This is a genomic window from Oceanobacillus sojae (genome assembly GCF_900162665.1).
Lineage (GTDB): Bacteria > Bacillota > Bacilli > Bacillales > Amphibacillaceae > Oceanobacillus > Oceanobacillus sojae_A.
In genome coordinates this window covers 89,014-103,656 of record NZ_LT727811.1, presented here as the reverse complement: position 1 = coordinate 103,656, position 14,643 = coordinate 89,014, and the positions used below count along the sequence as shown (strand labels likewise).

General features: G+C 40.3%; 12 protein-coding genes. 8 read left to right on the top strand and 4 right to left on the bottom strand.

From position 1 onward, the window contains the following. Positions 1-66: 66 nt before the first annotated feature. The 3 genes from BN1068_RS07855 to BN1068_RS07845 all read right to left on the bottom strand — a co-directional run bounded on the left by BN1068_RS07855 (position 67) and on the right by BN1068_RS07845 (position 2,774). A complete protein-coding gene (locus tag BN1068_RS07855) occupies positions 67-744 on the bottom strand; it encodes an amino acid ABC transporter permease (RefSeq protein WP_077602303.1) in 678 nt (225 codons plus the stop codon). A 33-nt stretch (positions 745-777) separates the two neighbouring features. Beyond that, positions 778-1,560: an amino acid ABC transporter ATP-binding protein gene (locus BN1068_RS07850; RefSeq protein WP_077602302.1), complete on the bottom strand. Its 783-nt coding sequence runs from the start codon at positions 1,558-1,560 to the stop codon at positions 778-780. A 332-nt stretch (positions 1,561-1,892) separates the two neighbouring features. Beyond that, complete coding sequence (locus tag BN1068_RS07845; protein ID WP_077602301.1) at positions 1,893-2,774, bottom strand: LysR family transcriptional regulator; 882 nt, start codon at positions 2,772-2,774, stop codon at positions 1,893-1,895. Between the two features lie 510 nt (positions 2,775-3,284). Here BN1068_RS07845 and BN1068_RS07840 point away from each other — a divergent pair. The 4 genes from BN1068_RS07840 to ssuE all read left to right on the top strand — a co-directional run bounded on the left by BN1068_RS07840 (position 3,285) and on the right by ssuE (position 7,137). Continuing rightward, complete coding sequence (locus BN1068_RS07840) at positions 3,285-4,289, top strand: MsnO8 family LLM class oxidoreductase (protein ID WP_077602300.1); 1,005 nt, start codon at positions 3,285-3,287, stop codon at positions 4,287-4,289. 76 nt (positions 4,290-4,365) lie between these two features. Next, positions 4,366-5,163, top strand: coding sequence for a transporter substrate-binding domain-containing protein (locus BN1068_RS07835; RefSeq protein ID WP_077602299.1), 798 nt, complete (start codon positions 4,366-4,368; stop codon positions 5,161-5,163). A gap of 15 nt (positions 5,164-5,178) precedes the next feature. After that, the gene (locus BN1068_RS07830) at positions 5,179-6,492 is read left to right on the top strand and encodes an LLM class flavin-dependent oxidoreductase (RefSeq protein WP_077602298.1); all 1,314 of its coding nucleotides are present in this window, start codon (positions 5,179-5,181) and stop codon (positions 6,490-6,492) included. A gap of 108 nt (positions 6,493-6,600) precedes the next feature. Further along, a complete protein-coding gene (gene ssuE, locus BN1068_RS07825; RefSeq protein ID WP_077602297.1) occupies positions 6,601-7,137 on the top strand; it encodes an NADPH-dependent FMN reductase in 537 nt (178 codons plus the stop codon). Positions 7,138-7,275: 138 nt separating this feature from the next. Here ssuE and BN1068_RS07820 read toward each other — a convergent pair whose 3' ends face one another. After that, positions 7,276-9,294, bottom strand: a complete 2,019-nt coding sequence (locus BN1068_RS07820) for a transglycosylase domain-containing protein (protein ID WP_077602296.1) — start codon at positions 9,292-9,294, stop codon at positions 7,276-7,278. Positions 9,295-9,494: 200 nt separating this feature from the next. On the opposite strand from BN1068_RS07820, the gene BN1068_RS07815 reads away from it, so the two are divergent. The 4 genes from BN1068_RS07815 to BN1068_RS07800 all read left to right on the top strand — a co-directional run bounded on the left by BN1068_RS07815 (position 9,495) and on the right by BN1068_RS07800 (position 14,565). Then, the gene (locus BN1068_RS07815) at positions 9,495-9,926 is read left to right on the top strand and encodes a YwiB family protein (RefSeq protein ID WP_077602295.1); all 432 of its coding nucleotides are present in this window, start codon (positions 9,495-9,497) and stop codon (positions 9,924-9,926) included. 181 nt (positions 9,927-10,107) lie between these two features. Continuing rightward, positions 10,108-11,778, top strand: a complete 1,671-nt coding sequence (gene argS, locus BN1068_RS07810; RefSeq protein WP_077602294.1) for an arginine--tRNA ligase — start codon at positions 10,108-10,110, stop codon at positions 11,776-11,778. Positions 11,779-11,888: 110 nt separating this feature from the next. Further along, positions 11,889-12,137 (top strand): hypothetical protein, encoded by a 249-nt coding sequence (locus BN1068_RS07805; RefSeq protein WP_077602293.1) that lies wholly within the window; start codon positions 11,889-11,891, stop codon positions 12,135-12,137. 319 nt (positions 12,138-12,456) lie between these two features. Beyond that, positions 12,457-14,565: a heterodisulfide reductase-related iron-sulfur binding cluster gene (locus BN1068_RS07800; protein ID WP_077602292.1), complete on the top strand. Its 2,109-nt coding sequence runs from the start codon at positions 12,457-12,459 to the stop codon at positions 14,563-14,565. The last annotated feature ends 78 nt before the right edge of the window (positions 14,566-14,643 follow it).

Genomic DNA, 14,643 nt, shown 5'->3' with positions numbered 1-14,643 from the left:
GTTCTGGAATTTCAGTATTATCAACTCCGTAATAACTGCATCCCTGCTCTGTCCAGACAACGACGTTTAAATTTCTCTGACATATGCTTTGCTGATTTTCTTTTCATACCAGGATTGCAGCCAGCTGTATAAAGCAGTTAATCCCCAATAAATCAATGCAACTGCCATGTATGCTTCAAAGAAATGAAGCGTAGCTGTAGCCAATAGTTTTCCTTGTGCGAGTAATTCAGTAACCCCGATTGTAAACGCTAAGGAGGTGTTCTTCAGCAAGCCAAGAAATGTGTTGCCTGTGGCCGGAATAGCATTTCGTGCAGCCTGTGGCAAAATAATTGATCTTAATGCCTGCGAGTAGGTCATCCCTGTTGTCAATGCTGCTTCGGCCTGGCCTTTGTCCACCGATTCCAATCCTGCCCGGAAAATTTCTGCAAGATATGCGGAAACATTTAAACTAAATGCCAGAATTGCCGCTGTCATTGCCGTAATAGAATTGAATGAAGGCAGCAGTTGCGGCAGCCCGAAATAAATCATTAACAGCTGTACCAGCGGAGGAGTCCCCCGGAAAAAAGAAATATACACTAGCGCCAATTGATGCAAAACTGGAATCCGGTTGACCAGAATTAAAGAAAGAAAAATAGCAATAATGATAGCAATAATCATGGAAGCAATCGCTATATAAAGTGTAACTGGCACATAGGTTAGAAGCTCAGGAATAATTTCAAACATATATTTAAAGTTAAAGTTCATTTTTGGACACCGCCATCTTTTCTATTATAAGAGTTAGACAATAGCAAATCTCTCATTTTTATTGTCTGCCTTCCCTGTAATTTGTCTTTGATAATCCCGCAAGAATCTTTTCGTTCTGTCATTTGCAGGGGAATCAAAAACTTCTTCCGGTGTACCCTGCTCAACAATGGAGCCGTCATCCATAAAGATGACCCTGTCGGCAACCTCCCGTGCGAAATTCATTTCATGGGTGACAATAATCATTGTTTTATCCTTGTCGGCGATACCCGATATGACGCGGAGCACTTCTCCAACCCATTCCGGATCAAGGGATGATGTAGGTTCATCGAATAGAATAGCATTTGGATTCACTGCCAGTGCGCGGGCAATACCTACACGCTGCTGCTGTCCGCCGGAAAGAGAAATAGGGTAGTGGTCTGCTTTATTTGATAACCCTACCTGTTCCAATAAATGGCGTCCGATTGCTTCTGCTTTTTTCTTATCTAATTTTTTGGTTACCCTTAAAGGATGGGATACATTTTTTAAAGCAGTAATATTTTTAAAAAGGTTATAGTGCTGAAAAACCATTGATGTTTGTAACCGTAATTGATGAATCTCTTTTTTAGCAGCTTTGGTGGTGTCGACGGAAACTCCACCAATTTCAATATGTCCTTCATTGGGGTTTTCTAAAAAATTAAGGCAGCGGAGTAATGTTGATTTCCCTGAACCGGAGGGACCGATGATTGCTACAACCTCTCCCTCGTCAACATGAAAGCTGATATCCTTTAAAACTTGATTGTTTTTATAGCTTTTCTTTAAGTTTGAAACCTTTATCATAAGTGATTCATCCTTTCTTTTATTAAGTTAACTATTCCTAGTTATTTAATCGGTTTTGAGATTATCGGTTAGTATATCACGCGCATTTGCGTCTAACAATAACGCTTCTTATAGGAATATAAGGAAGTTCTTATAGAGGGTTTCTATAAGAGGGTGCTCAAAGGGCATCAAAAGTTTTGGGCAGGGAGTAATTGCTTCTGTATAAATTAGCTGAGTCTTGCAGCGGGTCTATAATGTGAGAAGAGTTCCTCTTATTTGCACAAAACTTGCCTTCTCAATCTTCGAAATCCGGAACTCCTCTTTTTTGAACACCTGCTCCAGGCTTTGATAGTTTATCTGTTTTTTCCTTCTTCCCGGGCGATTTCCAGTAAAGCATTATAATAAGCGGGCTTTTCATTTGTATAGGAAACTATATTTGTTTTTAAAGATAAATTGGACAGGACATCTAGATTGATATGGACTAATTCCTGGCGTTTAAGTTCATTGCGTACACTGATTTCCGGTAAGAAACCAATCCCATTCCCGCTCCTAATCAATTCCTTAGCCAGCTCCATATTATCCACTTCATATTGAATGGTCGGCTGTACGCTGAGATTCTGAAAGAGATTGCGCACCATCGACCAGTCCAGGGAGCCGCATTCGAAAAAGATAATGGTCTCTTTCGCTAAATCGTTTATATCAATCAGGCTTGCATCTGCAAAAGGATGATTCGGCTCAACAAATAGATTAATAGGACTTTCAAGCACTCTTTCAGAAGTGAGGAGAGGATGGGCGCCATTTTTGACAAAACCAAGGTCAAGTTCTTTATTTAATACTTTATGCTGGATTGTCTCGCTGGGGCCTGTAATTACTTTTACCTGAACCTGCGGATATCTTTTGGAAAAGGCCGGAATGACCCTGGTAAGCAGATAATTGGAAACGAGCTGTGTGCACCCGATGCTTATCTGTTCGGATAGTTCATGTGTTTTTAAATGTTTTTTGCCGGTTTTATAGAATTCGATAATCTGCTCTGCATAAGGAAGGAATTCTTTTGCTTTTTCCGTAATGATGAGCTGTCTGCCTGCACGTTCAAAGAGCTGTGTATCTAATTCCCGTTCTAAAGACTGGATTCTTGCGGTGACAGATGGCTGGGATAAGAAAAGTGCCCGGGAAGCTTTATTGATACTTCCAAAATGGTTTACCAGTACAAAGGCTTCGATGTTTTCAATATTCATAAACGAAAAACCCTCCTAATTCATAGTAATTTTATCAATATTATATACATTAGGTTGGGAAATGTCACTATGATCTACGCATTCAAATCTTCAGAAGAAGTTACCGGTTCTGCAGTTGTGAGTCGCCCCGTAAAGCAGAAGAATGAAATTAAGATAAAAGAAATTATTCGACGATACAAAATTGAAAAAGTTTCTCCATTTCCGTACATATGTGAACGTGAAGATGCTTCCATCATAGTATAGTAATCAAAAATAAAGATGACTTGAAAGAAAGCAAGACCGGCGAAATATTGAATAATTTCTTATAGGTTTTGCCTATAAGCAGGTTAATAATAATTTATAACAGCGCCTATTGTAGGCAGTTTGATAGGATGCTATACTATATTAAATTTATAATTCATTGTAAAACACTTGGTATACTCAAAATAATTTAAGCTGTTGATAATGAAAATACAGTAAAGCATTTTGAAGTACAGGTAATTGAAATTCAGAACGTGGGGGGAGAAAGGAATGGGGTATAAGCTGGGAATACTTGATCAAAGTCCTATCTTTTCAGAAGAAACAGCAGAAGAGGCGTTACAAGCAACCGTGCAATTAGCACAAAAAGCAGAGGAGTGGGGGTATAACCGGTTTTGGGTGTCAGAGCATCACCAATCACTAGATCTGGCCGGAAGCTCACCGGAAGTGCTTATTTCTTATTTATTAGCCAAAACATCATCCATTAAAATCGGTTCTGGAGGCGTTATGCTGCAGCATTACAGCCCTTATAAGGTAGCGGAGAATTTTAAAGTGCTGTCTTCATTGGCGTCAGGCCGGGTGGAGCTTGGTGTTGGGAAAGCTCCCGGCGGTTTTTCATTATCAACAAATGCACTGCAGTATGGGGGAGCAGGCTCTGATATTACATTTAATGAACGATTCAAGACGCTGCAGAAATTTATTTCTGATCAATTACCGGAAAGGCATTCTTTATTTGGCGCAAAGGCTTTACCAGAGCCAAAGAAAAACCCGCCGGTTTATCTTCTGGGAGCCAGTAAAAATAGTGCCAGGCTTGCGGCTGAGCAGAGAGCTAATTTTGTATTTGCCCGATTTTTAAACGGTAATGATGACGTCCTGCAAGAGGCAGTGAGCGAATATCGCAGCATATATCCACAGGGTGAATTTGCACTTGCCATTGCTGCTTTTGCGGCAAAAACCCAAGCAGAAGCAGAAAAAGAAGCAGATGATTATAAAATATATAAGCTTCAATTGGAAAGCGGGCGTTCTATTTCTGTTCAGTCCCTTGAGCAAATAGAATTATTCCAGAGTCAGACGGATGAATCCTTTGAAGTGAAGGAACAGGAAGTGGAGCTGCTTGCAGGAAGTACGGATAGCATCAAGAAAGAGCTGGACCGTTTGGCAGATACCTTCCCAATTAATTCGTTTATTCTGCATACACCGATTCAGGACAGAAAGAAACGCTTCGAGTCCTTTGAGCTGTTAGGGCAGCTGACAGCTCCGGTACTGGAGCGGGCTTAATAGATATTTACGCGACTGGAAGACTTCAATCTGTATCAAATATAACGGTTCTTAAATGAATCAGAGGGGGAAGTAAATGAAAAAAATAATTTTATTTGTATCTATTGCTTTCTTACTTCTTACTGCGGCTTGCGGGCAGGGAGAGGCTCAGGGAGAAGGGGACAGTGATTCTTCAGAAGAGAAGGTGATTAAGGTCGGAGCAGTACCAGACGGGTTTCCGCATACCTTTCAGGAGGATGGAGAGTTAGTGGGGTTCAATGTAGATATATTTCATGCCATTTTTGATGATATCGGCTATGAAGTGGAATGGGTTTTAACAGAATGGGACGGTGTTTTAGCCAATCTGCAGTCTGGGAAGGTTGATACGGCAATTAATTTTGCGGCTACACCTGAACGGGGAGAAGCATATGATTTTACCGATCCGTACTATCATTCAAAAGCAGTAGTTGCTACCTCCAGCGAGGACCCGAAAATAGAATCATTAGATGATCTTGCCGGGAAAGAATTAGTTAGTATTTTAGGAACCAATTTTGAAAATGTTTTAAAAGAAAATTACCCGGAAGAAGATTTTGAATTAGTTATTTATGAATCTGCGGACGTAGCTTATACCGATATTAATACAGGAAAAGTAGACGGATTTATTTATGGAAGAGAGCAGCTGATGGCGCAGATCAGTCAGCGGAACATTCCGCTCCAGATTGTTGATGAACCATTTGGAAATCAGCCGGTTGCACTGCCGTTCCAAAAGACAGAAGAGAATCAGGAGTTAATCGAAGAAATTAATCAATCTATTGAAAAATTGAAGAAAGACGGAACATTTTCTGAAATATCTTTAAAATGGTTTGATGTCGACTTTTTAGCAGAAGAACAATAGGGAGGTAGAAAAGAAATGAAGCTTGGAGTAATGATACAAGGACCAGGAGGACATATGAACTCCTGGAAGTCAGAGGAAGTACCTGCTGATGCAAGTGTTAATTTGAACCATTATATATCTGTCACCAAAAAAGCAGAAGCGGCCGGACTGGATTTTGTATTTATTGCCGATGGACTGCACATTAATGAAAAATCCATTCCACATTTTCTCAACCGTTTTGAGCCGTTAACAATATTATCGGCTTTGGCAGCAGTTACAGAAAAAATCGGCTTAGCGGGAACTGTTTCAACAACATATAGTGAACCATTTAATATTGCACGTCAATTTGCCTCTTTAGACAAATTATCAGGAGGCAGAGCCGGCTGGAATGTCGTTACCTCTCCACTGGAGGGAACAGCATCCAATTTTAATAAAGGAAATCATCCAGAGCATAAGCTGCGTTATCAAATGGCAGATGAATATTTAGATGTTGTTAAAGGATTATGGGATTCCTGGGAAGACGATGCCTTTGTCAGAAATAGAGAAACAGGCCAGTTTTTTGATGCGGAAAAGATGCACCGTTTAAATCATTCAGGAGAATTCTTTAAAGCAGAAGGTCCGCTAAATATTGATCGTTCCAGGCAGGGGCAGCCGGTAATTTTTCAGGCTGGATCGTCTAAAACCGGAATGGAATTTGCAGCAAAACACGGGGAAGCCATCTTTACGAATAAATCCACGTTAGAGAGCTCGCAGGAATATTATCGCGGGCTGAAAAAACTGGCTGCAGAAAATGGAAGAAAACCGGAGGATATTGCAATTTTACCTGCTCTATCTCCAATCATTGGTGCGACAGAGGAAGAAGCAGAAGAAACATATAATGAAATAAAAAATTTAATCAGTATCGAGGAAGCTCTCAACTATTTGGGGCGTTTCTTTGACCATTTTGATTTTAGTCAATTTCCGCTTGATGAGCCATTCCCGGATATTGGCGATGTCGGGAAAAACAGCTTCCAATCAACAACGGATGATATCAAAAAGCGGGCGGAAGAAGGGAACTTAACATTAAGAGAGGTTGCCTTAAGTGTTGCTACACCAAGAAATGAATTTTTCGGTACCTATGAGCAGGTTGCTGACAAAATGATTGCATGGGTAGAGAATGAAGCTGCAGATGGATTTGTGATCAGTATGTATGTATTAGGAAAACAATATGATGATTTTCTGAAGCATGTACTTCCGCTGCTGGAGCAGAAGGGGTCCTTTCAGAGTAACGGTAAAAGTGATACCCTGCGGGGAAATCTGGGGCTATCAATACCTGAAAATCGTTTTAAAAAAGAAAGTATTAACAATTAGGAAAACCCATTGATAAAATTTTGTTTGAAAAAGGATGTTCAAAAAGTGATAAGAAATTCACAGAGTAATTTTTGTTGAACATCCTCTGTAAAAGGAAGGAGAATAAATGTGAGCGCAATTGTTATTTTATCAGGAAGTCCTTCACCGCTGTCCAGGTCAGAACGCATTCTTTATTATTTGGGGGACCAGGCGGAACAGAAAGGTTTTTCTGTGAAATATATATCCGTCAGGGACGTGGAAGCTGAGGATTTATTATTCGCCAATTTTAAAAGTCCGAAAATAAAAGAAATAGCCGCTGATTTGGAAAAAGCAGAGGGAATTATTGTCGGTTCTCCTGTATATAAAGCTTCCTACGCAGGAGTGCTGAAAGCATTATTTGATCTGATGCCTCAGGATGTTTTACGGGGGACCGTTTCACTGCCGGTGATGACAGGAGGGAGCCTCTCTCATTTATTGGCACTGGATTATGCCTTGAAGCCATTGCTTGCTACACTGAAAAGCCAAAGTTTAAAAGGCTTATATTTTCAAGATAGTGAAATTGATAAAACGAGAGAAAATCCAATTTTAGATGATGATATGCTGACAAGAACAAAAAAACAATTAGACTATTTTTTAGAACAATTAAAAAGCCGGGAGCTGGTTTGACAAATTTCTAAAAGAAAAGCAGCATCCGGAATGTGCGCTTCAGGATGCTGCAAATATATCAAAGAATTAATAATATGATCATTGCCCTCAAAGCAGAGGGTTTTTTCTTTTTTAAAATGGGGGAGTGTTTAAATGCGGTCAGAATAACTTTTCAAACCACTTTTCCAAAACCCCTCTGTCCGGATCATCTATTTCTTCCTCCTGCTGCTCTGCTTCATCACGATGACAGTATCCAAGCGGTTCCGTGCCTTTTTCATAAAACATAATTCTGCTTTTTTCACAGCTTACATCTGCCCGCAGCCCGCTGACAGGATCGATTGGAAGACCGACAACACCAGAAGGCATTGGGAAAACATTTTTTTCATCATCATCAATTTTTTCCATATAGTCTGCCCATATTTCTTTTGAGAAAGCAGCTTCTGCTACATTAGTCATCTCCCGGTGATCATCATAACCCACCCAGATGCCGGTAGAGATAACAGGGCTGTAGCCGACCATCCAGCTGTCAAAGTCAGTTGTTCCAGATTTGCCGGCATAGATATCAGTCAGCTGATTTTTTACATTTGCTCCAGTGACGCTCGTATATCCGTTTAACGTTTCGTCAAACATTCCCGTAAGTAGCTGTGTCAGAATAAAAGTTTTTTTCTCATCCAGCACCGGCTTCCCCTCCTCTGGTTTATGTGAGTAAAGGGATTTTCCGCTGGCATCTGTAATTTCCTCGATCAGATAAGGAGTGACTGCATTTCCTCCGTTTGCAAGACGGGCATACGCATTTGTCAACTCAATTACAGAAACAGAAGAAGTGCCAAGCGCTAAGGAAGGAACCGAGTTTAAATCACTTTCAATCCCGAATTTTTTCGCTGCTTCTATAAAACGGTCCCCGCCTACATAAAGCGCTGTTTTCACAGCGTAAATGTTATCTGATAATGCAATTGCCTGAGCAAGTGTAATTGGCGCATCTGCATAGTACCCGTTAAAATTACTTGGCTGATACGTAGAACCGTCAGAAAGCTGAAATGTCGTTGCTTCGCTGGTTAAAGCTGTACTGGCTGTATAACCGTTTTCTAAAGCAGCATAATATAATATTGGTTTAAAGGTAGAGCCTGGCATCCTTTTGGCATCGACGGCCCGGTTGTAGCTGCTGGCATGATAATCGATTCCGCCGACCATTGCTGCTACTTCGCCAGTTTGCGGAACAATGGAAATGCCGGCAGCTTCCAAGTCGCTCTCTTTATCGATGATTCGGGCAGCTGCTGCTTCCATTTCCTGCTGATAACCCCTGTTTAATGTCGTATGGATCTGATAACCGCCAAGTTTTACCTCTTCTACATCTTTATTTAAAATCTTTGCGGCTTCTTTTAATGCCTGGTCCTTAAAAAAGGATGCCGATTCCTCAACAGGAGCCTGTTCTTGATAATTTAATTTTTCATTTATTGCTGTATTATAATCCGCCTCAGAAATAATCCCGTTATCAAGCATTCTTTTAAGAATAAGCTGCTGTCTGTCAGTGGCTTTCTCCAAATTATTTAATGGGGAATAATAGGTCGGTCCCTTTGGAACTCCCGCCAGCATACTTGCTTCTGCCAAAGACAGCTGCACAGCAGACTTTCCAAAAAAATAATTGCTCGCGGCTTCAATTCCATGAGCGCCATGCCCGTAATAGATGGTGTTCATATAGCCCTCCAAAATTTCCTCCTTAGAATAAAACATTTCTAAACGAATGGCATAAAAAGCTTCCTGCAGCTTACGGGACCAGGTCTTTTCTGGAGATAGATAGAGATTTCTTGCGTATTGCTGTGTGATGGTGCTGGCTCCTTCTTTCAACGAGCCGGAAACAAAATTATTCAATAATGATTTTGCAATACGAATGAAATCAAGACCGTTATGATCAAAGAAACGATTATCTTCAATAACCAGAGTTGCCTGAATAGCAGAAGGATCTATATTGTCTAAAGAAACCCATTCATAAGAATCCCCAAAGCTGTCTTCAATAATTTCTCCCTCCTGATCATAAAAAACAGCAGGGGATTGATTACTGAGATTTGGCGGTCCCATCAAATAGGCTAATAAGTAGATCGCTAATATTCCGGCTATCATCAGTAAAATGATACCGCCAATCAGCTTGTAGATCAGGCGCAGTTCTTTTAATGATTTCATCCTTCATCGTCTCCAAAATAATATGTCATTTCTAAAATGGTGATACTGGAGTTTGTATATCCTCTCTATATCATTATGGAAAAATAAACGATTTTATAAACCTCAAAAGTTTTCCATCAGCAAGAGTATTGCTTATCATGGTGTTTTACAGATATAATATACAAATACATTAAATTAAGAAAATGATAGAAGGAGTACCTATGCAACAAAATTCCGAACATGTCTATATTACGCTGGAGACAATGATTTTTGATTTGGATTCAGGCGATCAGGAAACACAGGAGCAGACTTTTACTGGAGAATGGACAAAAAAAGGCGACATTGATGTGCTTAGATACAAGGAAGTCATTGAAGAAGCCGGAACCATCCAGAATATGATTATGATTCGGCCGGAGCGTGTTTCTATTAAGCGTACAGGAGCTATCCAAATGAATCAGCAATTTCAGTTAGGTCAGAAAACAGAAAACATTTATCAGCATATGCATGGCAATATTCATATGGAAACTTTTGTGGAATCCATCACATTTACAGAGGATACAATGCCGCGAATGCTTGAAATGAATTATACAATGAAGCTGAATGGCCAAATAGAACGTAAGCATCAGCTCAAGCTGCAATTTTCAATTAAATAAGCAAGGATCCCCCGCCTTCAAGAAGAGCAAAAAGGGTAAGCAGGGGAGAAATTGCCAAAAGTAAAGTGGCGATTGCGTGGCAGAACGTAAGTGGTATCCCTTTCTGGCATAAGAACAATCCACCTATATTGGGATGTTCCTTAAACTGCCTGCGGGGATCGAAACAAGGAGGAAATAGGAAATGAACGTATTAGCACAAGCAGAAGAAACATTAAAGGAGCAAATTCATACAGCCGTTATTGCTGCAGAGCTTGCAACAGAGGATACTATTCCCGATATTATTCTGGAAAAACCAAAAGATAAAGCACATGGCGATTTTGCCGCTAATATTGCGATGCAGCTGGCCCGGATTGCTAAAAAAGCACCGCGCCAAATTGCAGACGATATTGTAGCTAAATTAGATAAGCAGAAAGCATCCGTTGAAAAAGTAGATATTGCCGGACCTGGATTTATTAATTTCTATATGAAGCAGAATTTCTTAGGTGAAGTGATTGAAACGGTGCTTGAGGCTGGAGATGCTTACGGAACTTCAAAAGACGGCAATGGCGAGAAGGTACAAGTCGAATTTGTATCCGTTAATCCGACTGGAGATCTCCATTTAGGCCATGCACGAAATGCGGCGTTTGGCGATGTTTTGTGTAATCTCTTTGCAGCTGCCGGCTATGAGGTAGAGAGAGAATATTATATAAATGATGCAGGAAACCAGATTAATAATTTAGGTTTATCAGTAGAAGCCCGTTATTTTCAGGAATTAGGACAGTCAGTCGATATGCCGGAAGACGGCTATCATGGACAGGCAATCATTGATATTGCGAAAACGCTTGTGAAAGAAGAAGGAAATACCTGGGCGGAGAAATCACATGAAGAACGTCTGGATTATTTTAAAGAATATGGCCTTAAAGCTTCCTTACGTAACATTGAAAATGATTTAAAGGACTTCCGTGTGGAATTTGACAGCTGGTTCTCCGAGCGATCTCTTTTTAAGGACGATCAGATTGATGATGCTTTAAAAGTACTGGAAGACGGCGGCTATACGTATGAAAAAGATGGTGCATTATGGTTTAAGACGACAGCCTTCGGTGATGATAAAGACCGCGTACTTATCAAGCAGGATGGAGCTTACACCTATTTAACTCCGGATATTGCTTATCATAAAAATAAATTAGACCGCGGCTTTGACCAGATTATTAACGTATGGGGTGCAGATCATCATGGTTATATACCAAGAATGCGTGCAGCTCTTGAGGCTTTAGGGTATCCAGTCGATAAATTCTCCGTGAAAATTATTCAAATGGTAAATCTGTTTGAAGGCGGCGAAAAGGTTAAAATGAGTAAGCGTACAGGTAAAGCTGTATCATTAAGAGAACTGATGGATGAAGTAGGAATTGATGCAGTACGTTATTATTTCGTTGCTCGCTCGAATGATTCACAATTGGATTTTGACATGGATCTTGCCAAATCACAATCCAATGACAACCCGGTTTACTATGTTCAATATGCACATGCACGTATCTGTACAATGCTTGAACAGGCAAAAAATAAAGGCTTTGCAACAGAGGAAGCATTTGATGCCTCCCTATTAACAGCGGAAAAGGAACTGGATCTGCTTAAAAAAGTAGGAGAACTGCCGCAAGTGATTGCCGATGCAGCAGACAAACAAACGCCGCATAAAGTAACGCAATATGTATTTGATCTGGCATCAACGCTGCATAGCTTCTATAATGCAGAAAAAGTATTGGATGCAGATAATCCCGAGCGTACGGGCGCACGCATTGCTTTAATGAAAGCTGTCCGTCAAACCCTGGCGAATGGATTAGGGATTTTGGGAGTAGCTGCGCCGGAAAAAATGTAAATGGAAGATGATATTAAGAGCCTGCAGAGAGAGTTAATTTTTCTGCGGGTTTTTTATAGATTTTATTTTGAGTACAATAAAAAGATGTTGTGAAAGGGAGTGTGATAGGTATGAAGAAGAAAAAAGACGCAGCTGTAGTATTGGCTGAAACGGAGCATTACAAAGAACTGCTGAAATATAAAGAACGTTTTGATCAACTGGTAGAAATGGACGCAATTGCGCGTTTGGACAATAACCCAAATGAATCATTATCTTTCGAAGATATGGTGGAAAGTTTAAACGACGAAGGAATTGAAATTGATTTTGACTCTTTAAACTCAAAATTGAGTTCAGATGATTTAGGTGTGGAAGAGGATTAGTTTATGGGGAAAGAAGATAAAATGGAAGGATATAAAAGAGTTGAAGATAGGATTTAAAAAATGAGAATAAAATTTCTCAAGAATCTTACAGTCATGCTAATTTGTTTAAGATTCTTTTTTTGTGTTAAATTTGATGTAGATAAAAAATTCTGTTAGAAGCTGTTACTGATGGAAAATCCAAATCTAAAAAATATTATTATTTCTCCAAACAGGTTGACTGAATGTTCATTCATGTTTTAAAGTAGAGATAGAATTATTTTTTATTAAAATATGAAAACGCTAACAATTTGTATTATAATAGAAAGAGGGGGAAATCATATTGGATACATTTCTGATGATTAATTGGATAGCTTTTTTAGCTGTGACCGGCTATGCGCTATTTTTATTTGTTAAAGTTATCGCAACACGGGTTGCATATATCAGACTTGGAAAAAAGTCAGAGTTTGATGGCGAGATAAAGCTGAGAATCCAGCGCATTATAAAAAACGTATTCGGGCAGTCGAAGCTGTTAAAGGATAAAAAATCCGGTACGATTCACGTTATGATGTTTTACGGCTTTATCCTGGTACAATTCGGAGCGATTGATATGTTTATCAAAGGACTCTCACCGGGAAATCATTTGCCGTTCGGCGCGCTCTACCCGGGATTTGTCTTTTTCCAGGAGCTCGTGACGCTGATGATTTTAGTTGCAGTTGCATGGGCATTTTACCGTCGTTATATGGAGAAGCTTGTCCGTTTGAAAAGAGGATTTAAAGCTGGACTTGTCCTTATTTTTATCGGTACATTGATGGTTTCTGTTTTATTTGGAAACGGCATGGCGATGATTTGGCAAGGACATGAATTAACGTGGATGGAGCCGATTGCCAGTGTTTTTGCCGGATTATTCGGATGGATGTCAGCAAATACCGCAATGGTCTTATTCTATATCGCCTGGTGGATACATACGTTAACCATACTTACATTCTTAGTGTATGTACCGCAGTCCAAGCATGCACACTTAATTGCTGCGCCAATCAATGTATTCCTGAGTAAACAGGTACCCGGAAAATTAGAAAAGCTGGATTTTGATTTAGAGGATATGGATGAAGAAAGCGAAGAAGAGATAGCATTCGGAGTCGGAAAGGTAGAAGATTTCAAGCAGCATCAAATGATAGATTTTTATGCCTGTGTGGAATGTGGCCGCTGTACCGATGTATGTCCGGCTTCCGGAACTGGAAAAATGCTTTCTCCGATGGATATTATGATTAAAGTTCGTGATCATTTAACAGAAAAAGGAGCAGCGGTTACCGGCAAATCAGCATGGGTCCCTTCCTATGCCTTTTCAGGAACTGCCGGCAATCAGGCTTCTGCAAGCAAGGAAGCTGCTGCATCAGTACAAAGTATGAGCTTGATCGGTGATGTAATCACAGAAGAGGAGCTGTCTGGATGTACGACCTGCCGAAACTGTGAGGATGCCTGCCCTGTAAACAATGAGCACGTTGGTACGATTATTGATATGCGCCGTTATTTAGTCATGACAGAAGGGAAAATGGATTCGGATATTCAGCGTGCTGTCATGAATATTGAACGTCAGGGCAACCCTTGGGGATTATCCAAGAAGGACCGGATTAAATGGCGTGATGAAGATGAATCCGTCTATATTCCGACGGTGAAGGAATTGAAGAAGGAAGATAAATCATTCGAGTATTTATTCTGGGTCAGCTCGATGGGATCCTTTGACAGCCGCAGCCAGAAGATTGCACTCAGCTTTGCGAAATTAATGAACCAGGCCGGCGTCAGCTTTGCTATATTAGGAAATACAGAAGCAAACTCCGGCGATACTGCAAGACGGATTGGAAATGAGTTTTTATTCCAGGAAATTGCGGAGAAAAATATCAAGCAATTTACAAAGAATGACGTCACGAAAATTGTCACGATAGACCCGCACGCGTACAATATATTTAAGAATGAATATCCTGACTTTGGGTTTGAAGCAGAGGTATATCATCATACACAGCTGCTTTACGACTTGATTATGTCAGGAAAATTGAAACCGCAAAAAGCAATAAATGAAAGATTAACCTATCATGATTCCTGCTATTTAGGAAGGTATAACGGCGTTTACGATCCACCGCGGGAAATATTGAAGGCTATACCAGGTCTGGAGCTGGTGGAAATGAATCGCAGCCGTGAAAATGGGATGTGCTGTGGCGCAGGCGGCGGCTTAATGTGGACAGAAGAAACGACTGGAAACCGGATTAACGTTGCACGTACAGAGCAGGCATTACAAGTACAGCCGTCAATGATTTCCAGTGCATGTCCATATTGTTTAACAATGCTGAGTGATGGCACAAAAGCAAAAGAAGTAGAAGAGGATATTGGTACCATGGATGTTGCTGAGATTCTGGCACTGTCTGTTTTTGAACAAAATGAAGAAAAAACAGCATAAGGGTATAGAGAGGGCGGGTGTCCTCTCTATACTTTCTACTGTTCATTGAACGAGCGTTCGTTCGAACTATAAAGGGAG

Coding starts and splice junctions, on each gene's coding strand:
- BN1068_RS07855 (WP_077602303.1), bottom strand. CDS start 744: ATGAACTTTAACTTTAAATATATGTTTGAAATTATTCCTGAGCTTCTA.
- BN1068_RS07850 (WP_077602302.1), bottom strand. CDS start 1,560: ATGATAAAGGTTTCAAACTTAAAGAAAAGCTATAAAAACAATCAAGTT.
- BN1068_RS07845 (WP_077602301.1), bottom strand. CDS start 2,774: ATGAATATTGAAAACATCGAAGCCTTTGTACTGGTAAACCATTTTGGA.
- BN1068_RS07840 (WP_077602300.1), top strand. CDS start 3,285: ATGGGGTATAAGCTGGGAATACTTGATCAAAGTCCTATCTTTTCAGAA.
- BN1068_RS07835 (WP_077602299.1), top strand. CDS start 4,366: ATGAAAAAAATAATTTTATTTGTATCTATTGCTTTCTTACTTCTTACT.
- BN1068_RS07830 (WP_077602298.1), top strand. CDS start 5,179: ATGAAGCTTGGAGTAATGATACAAGGACCAGGAGGACATATGAACTCC.
- BN1068_RS07820 (WP_077602296.1), bottom strand. CDS start 9,294: ATGAAATCATTAAAAGAACTGCGCCTGATCTACAAGCTGATTGGCGGT.
- BN1068_RS07815 (WP_077602295.1), top strand. CDS start 9,495: ATGCAACAAAATTCCGAACATGTCTATATTACGCTGGAGACAATGATT.
- argS (WP_077602294.1), top strand. CDS start 10,108: ATGAACGTATTAGCACAAGCAGAAGAAACATTAAAGGAGCAAATTCAT.
- BN1068_RS07805 (WP_077602293.1), top strand. CDS start 11,889: ATGAAGAAGAAAAAAGACGCAGCTGTAGTATTGGCTGAAACGGAGCAT.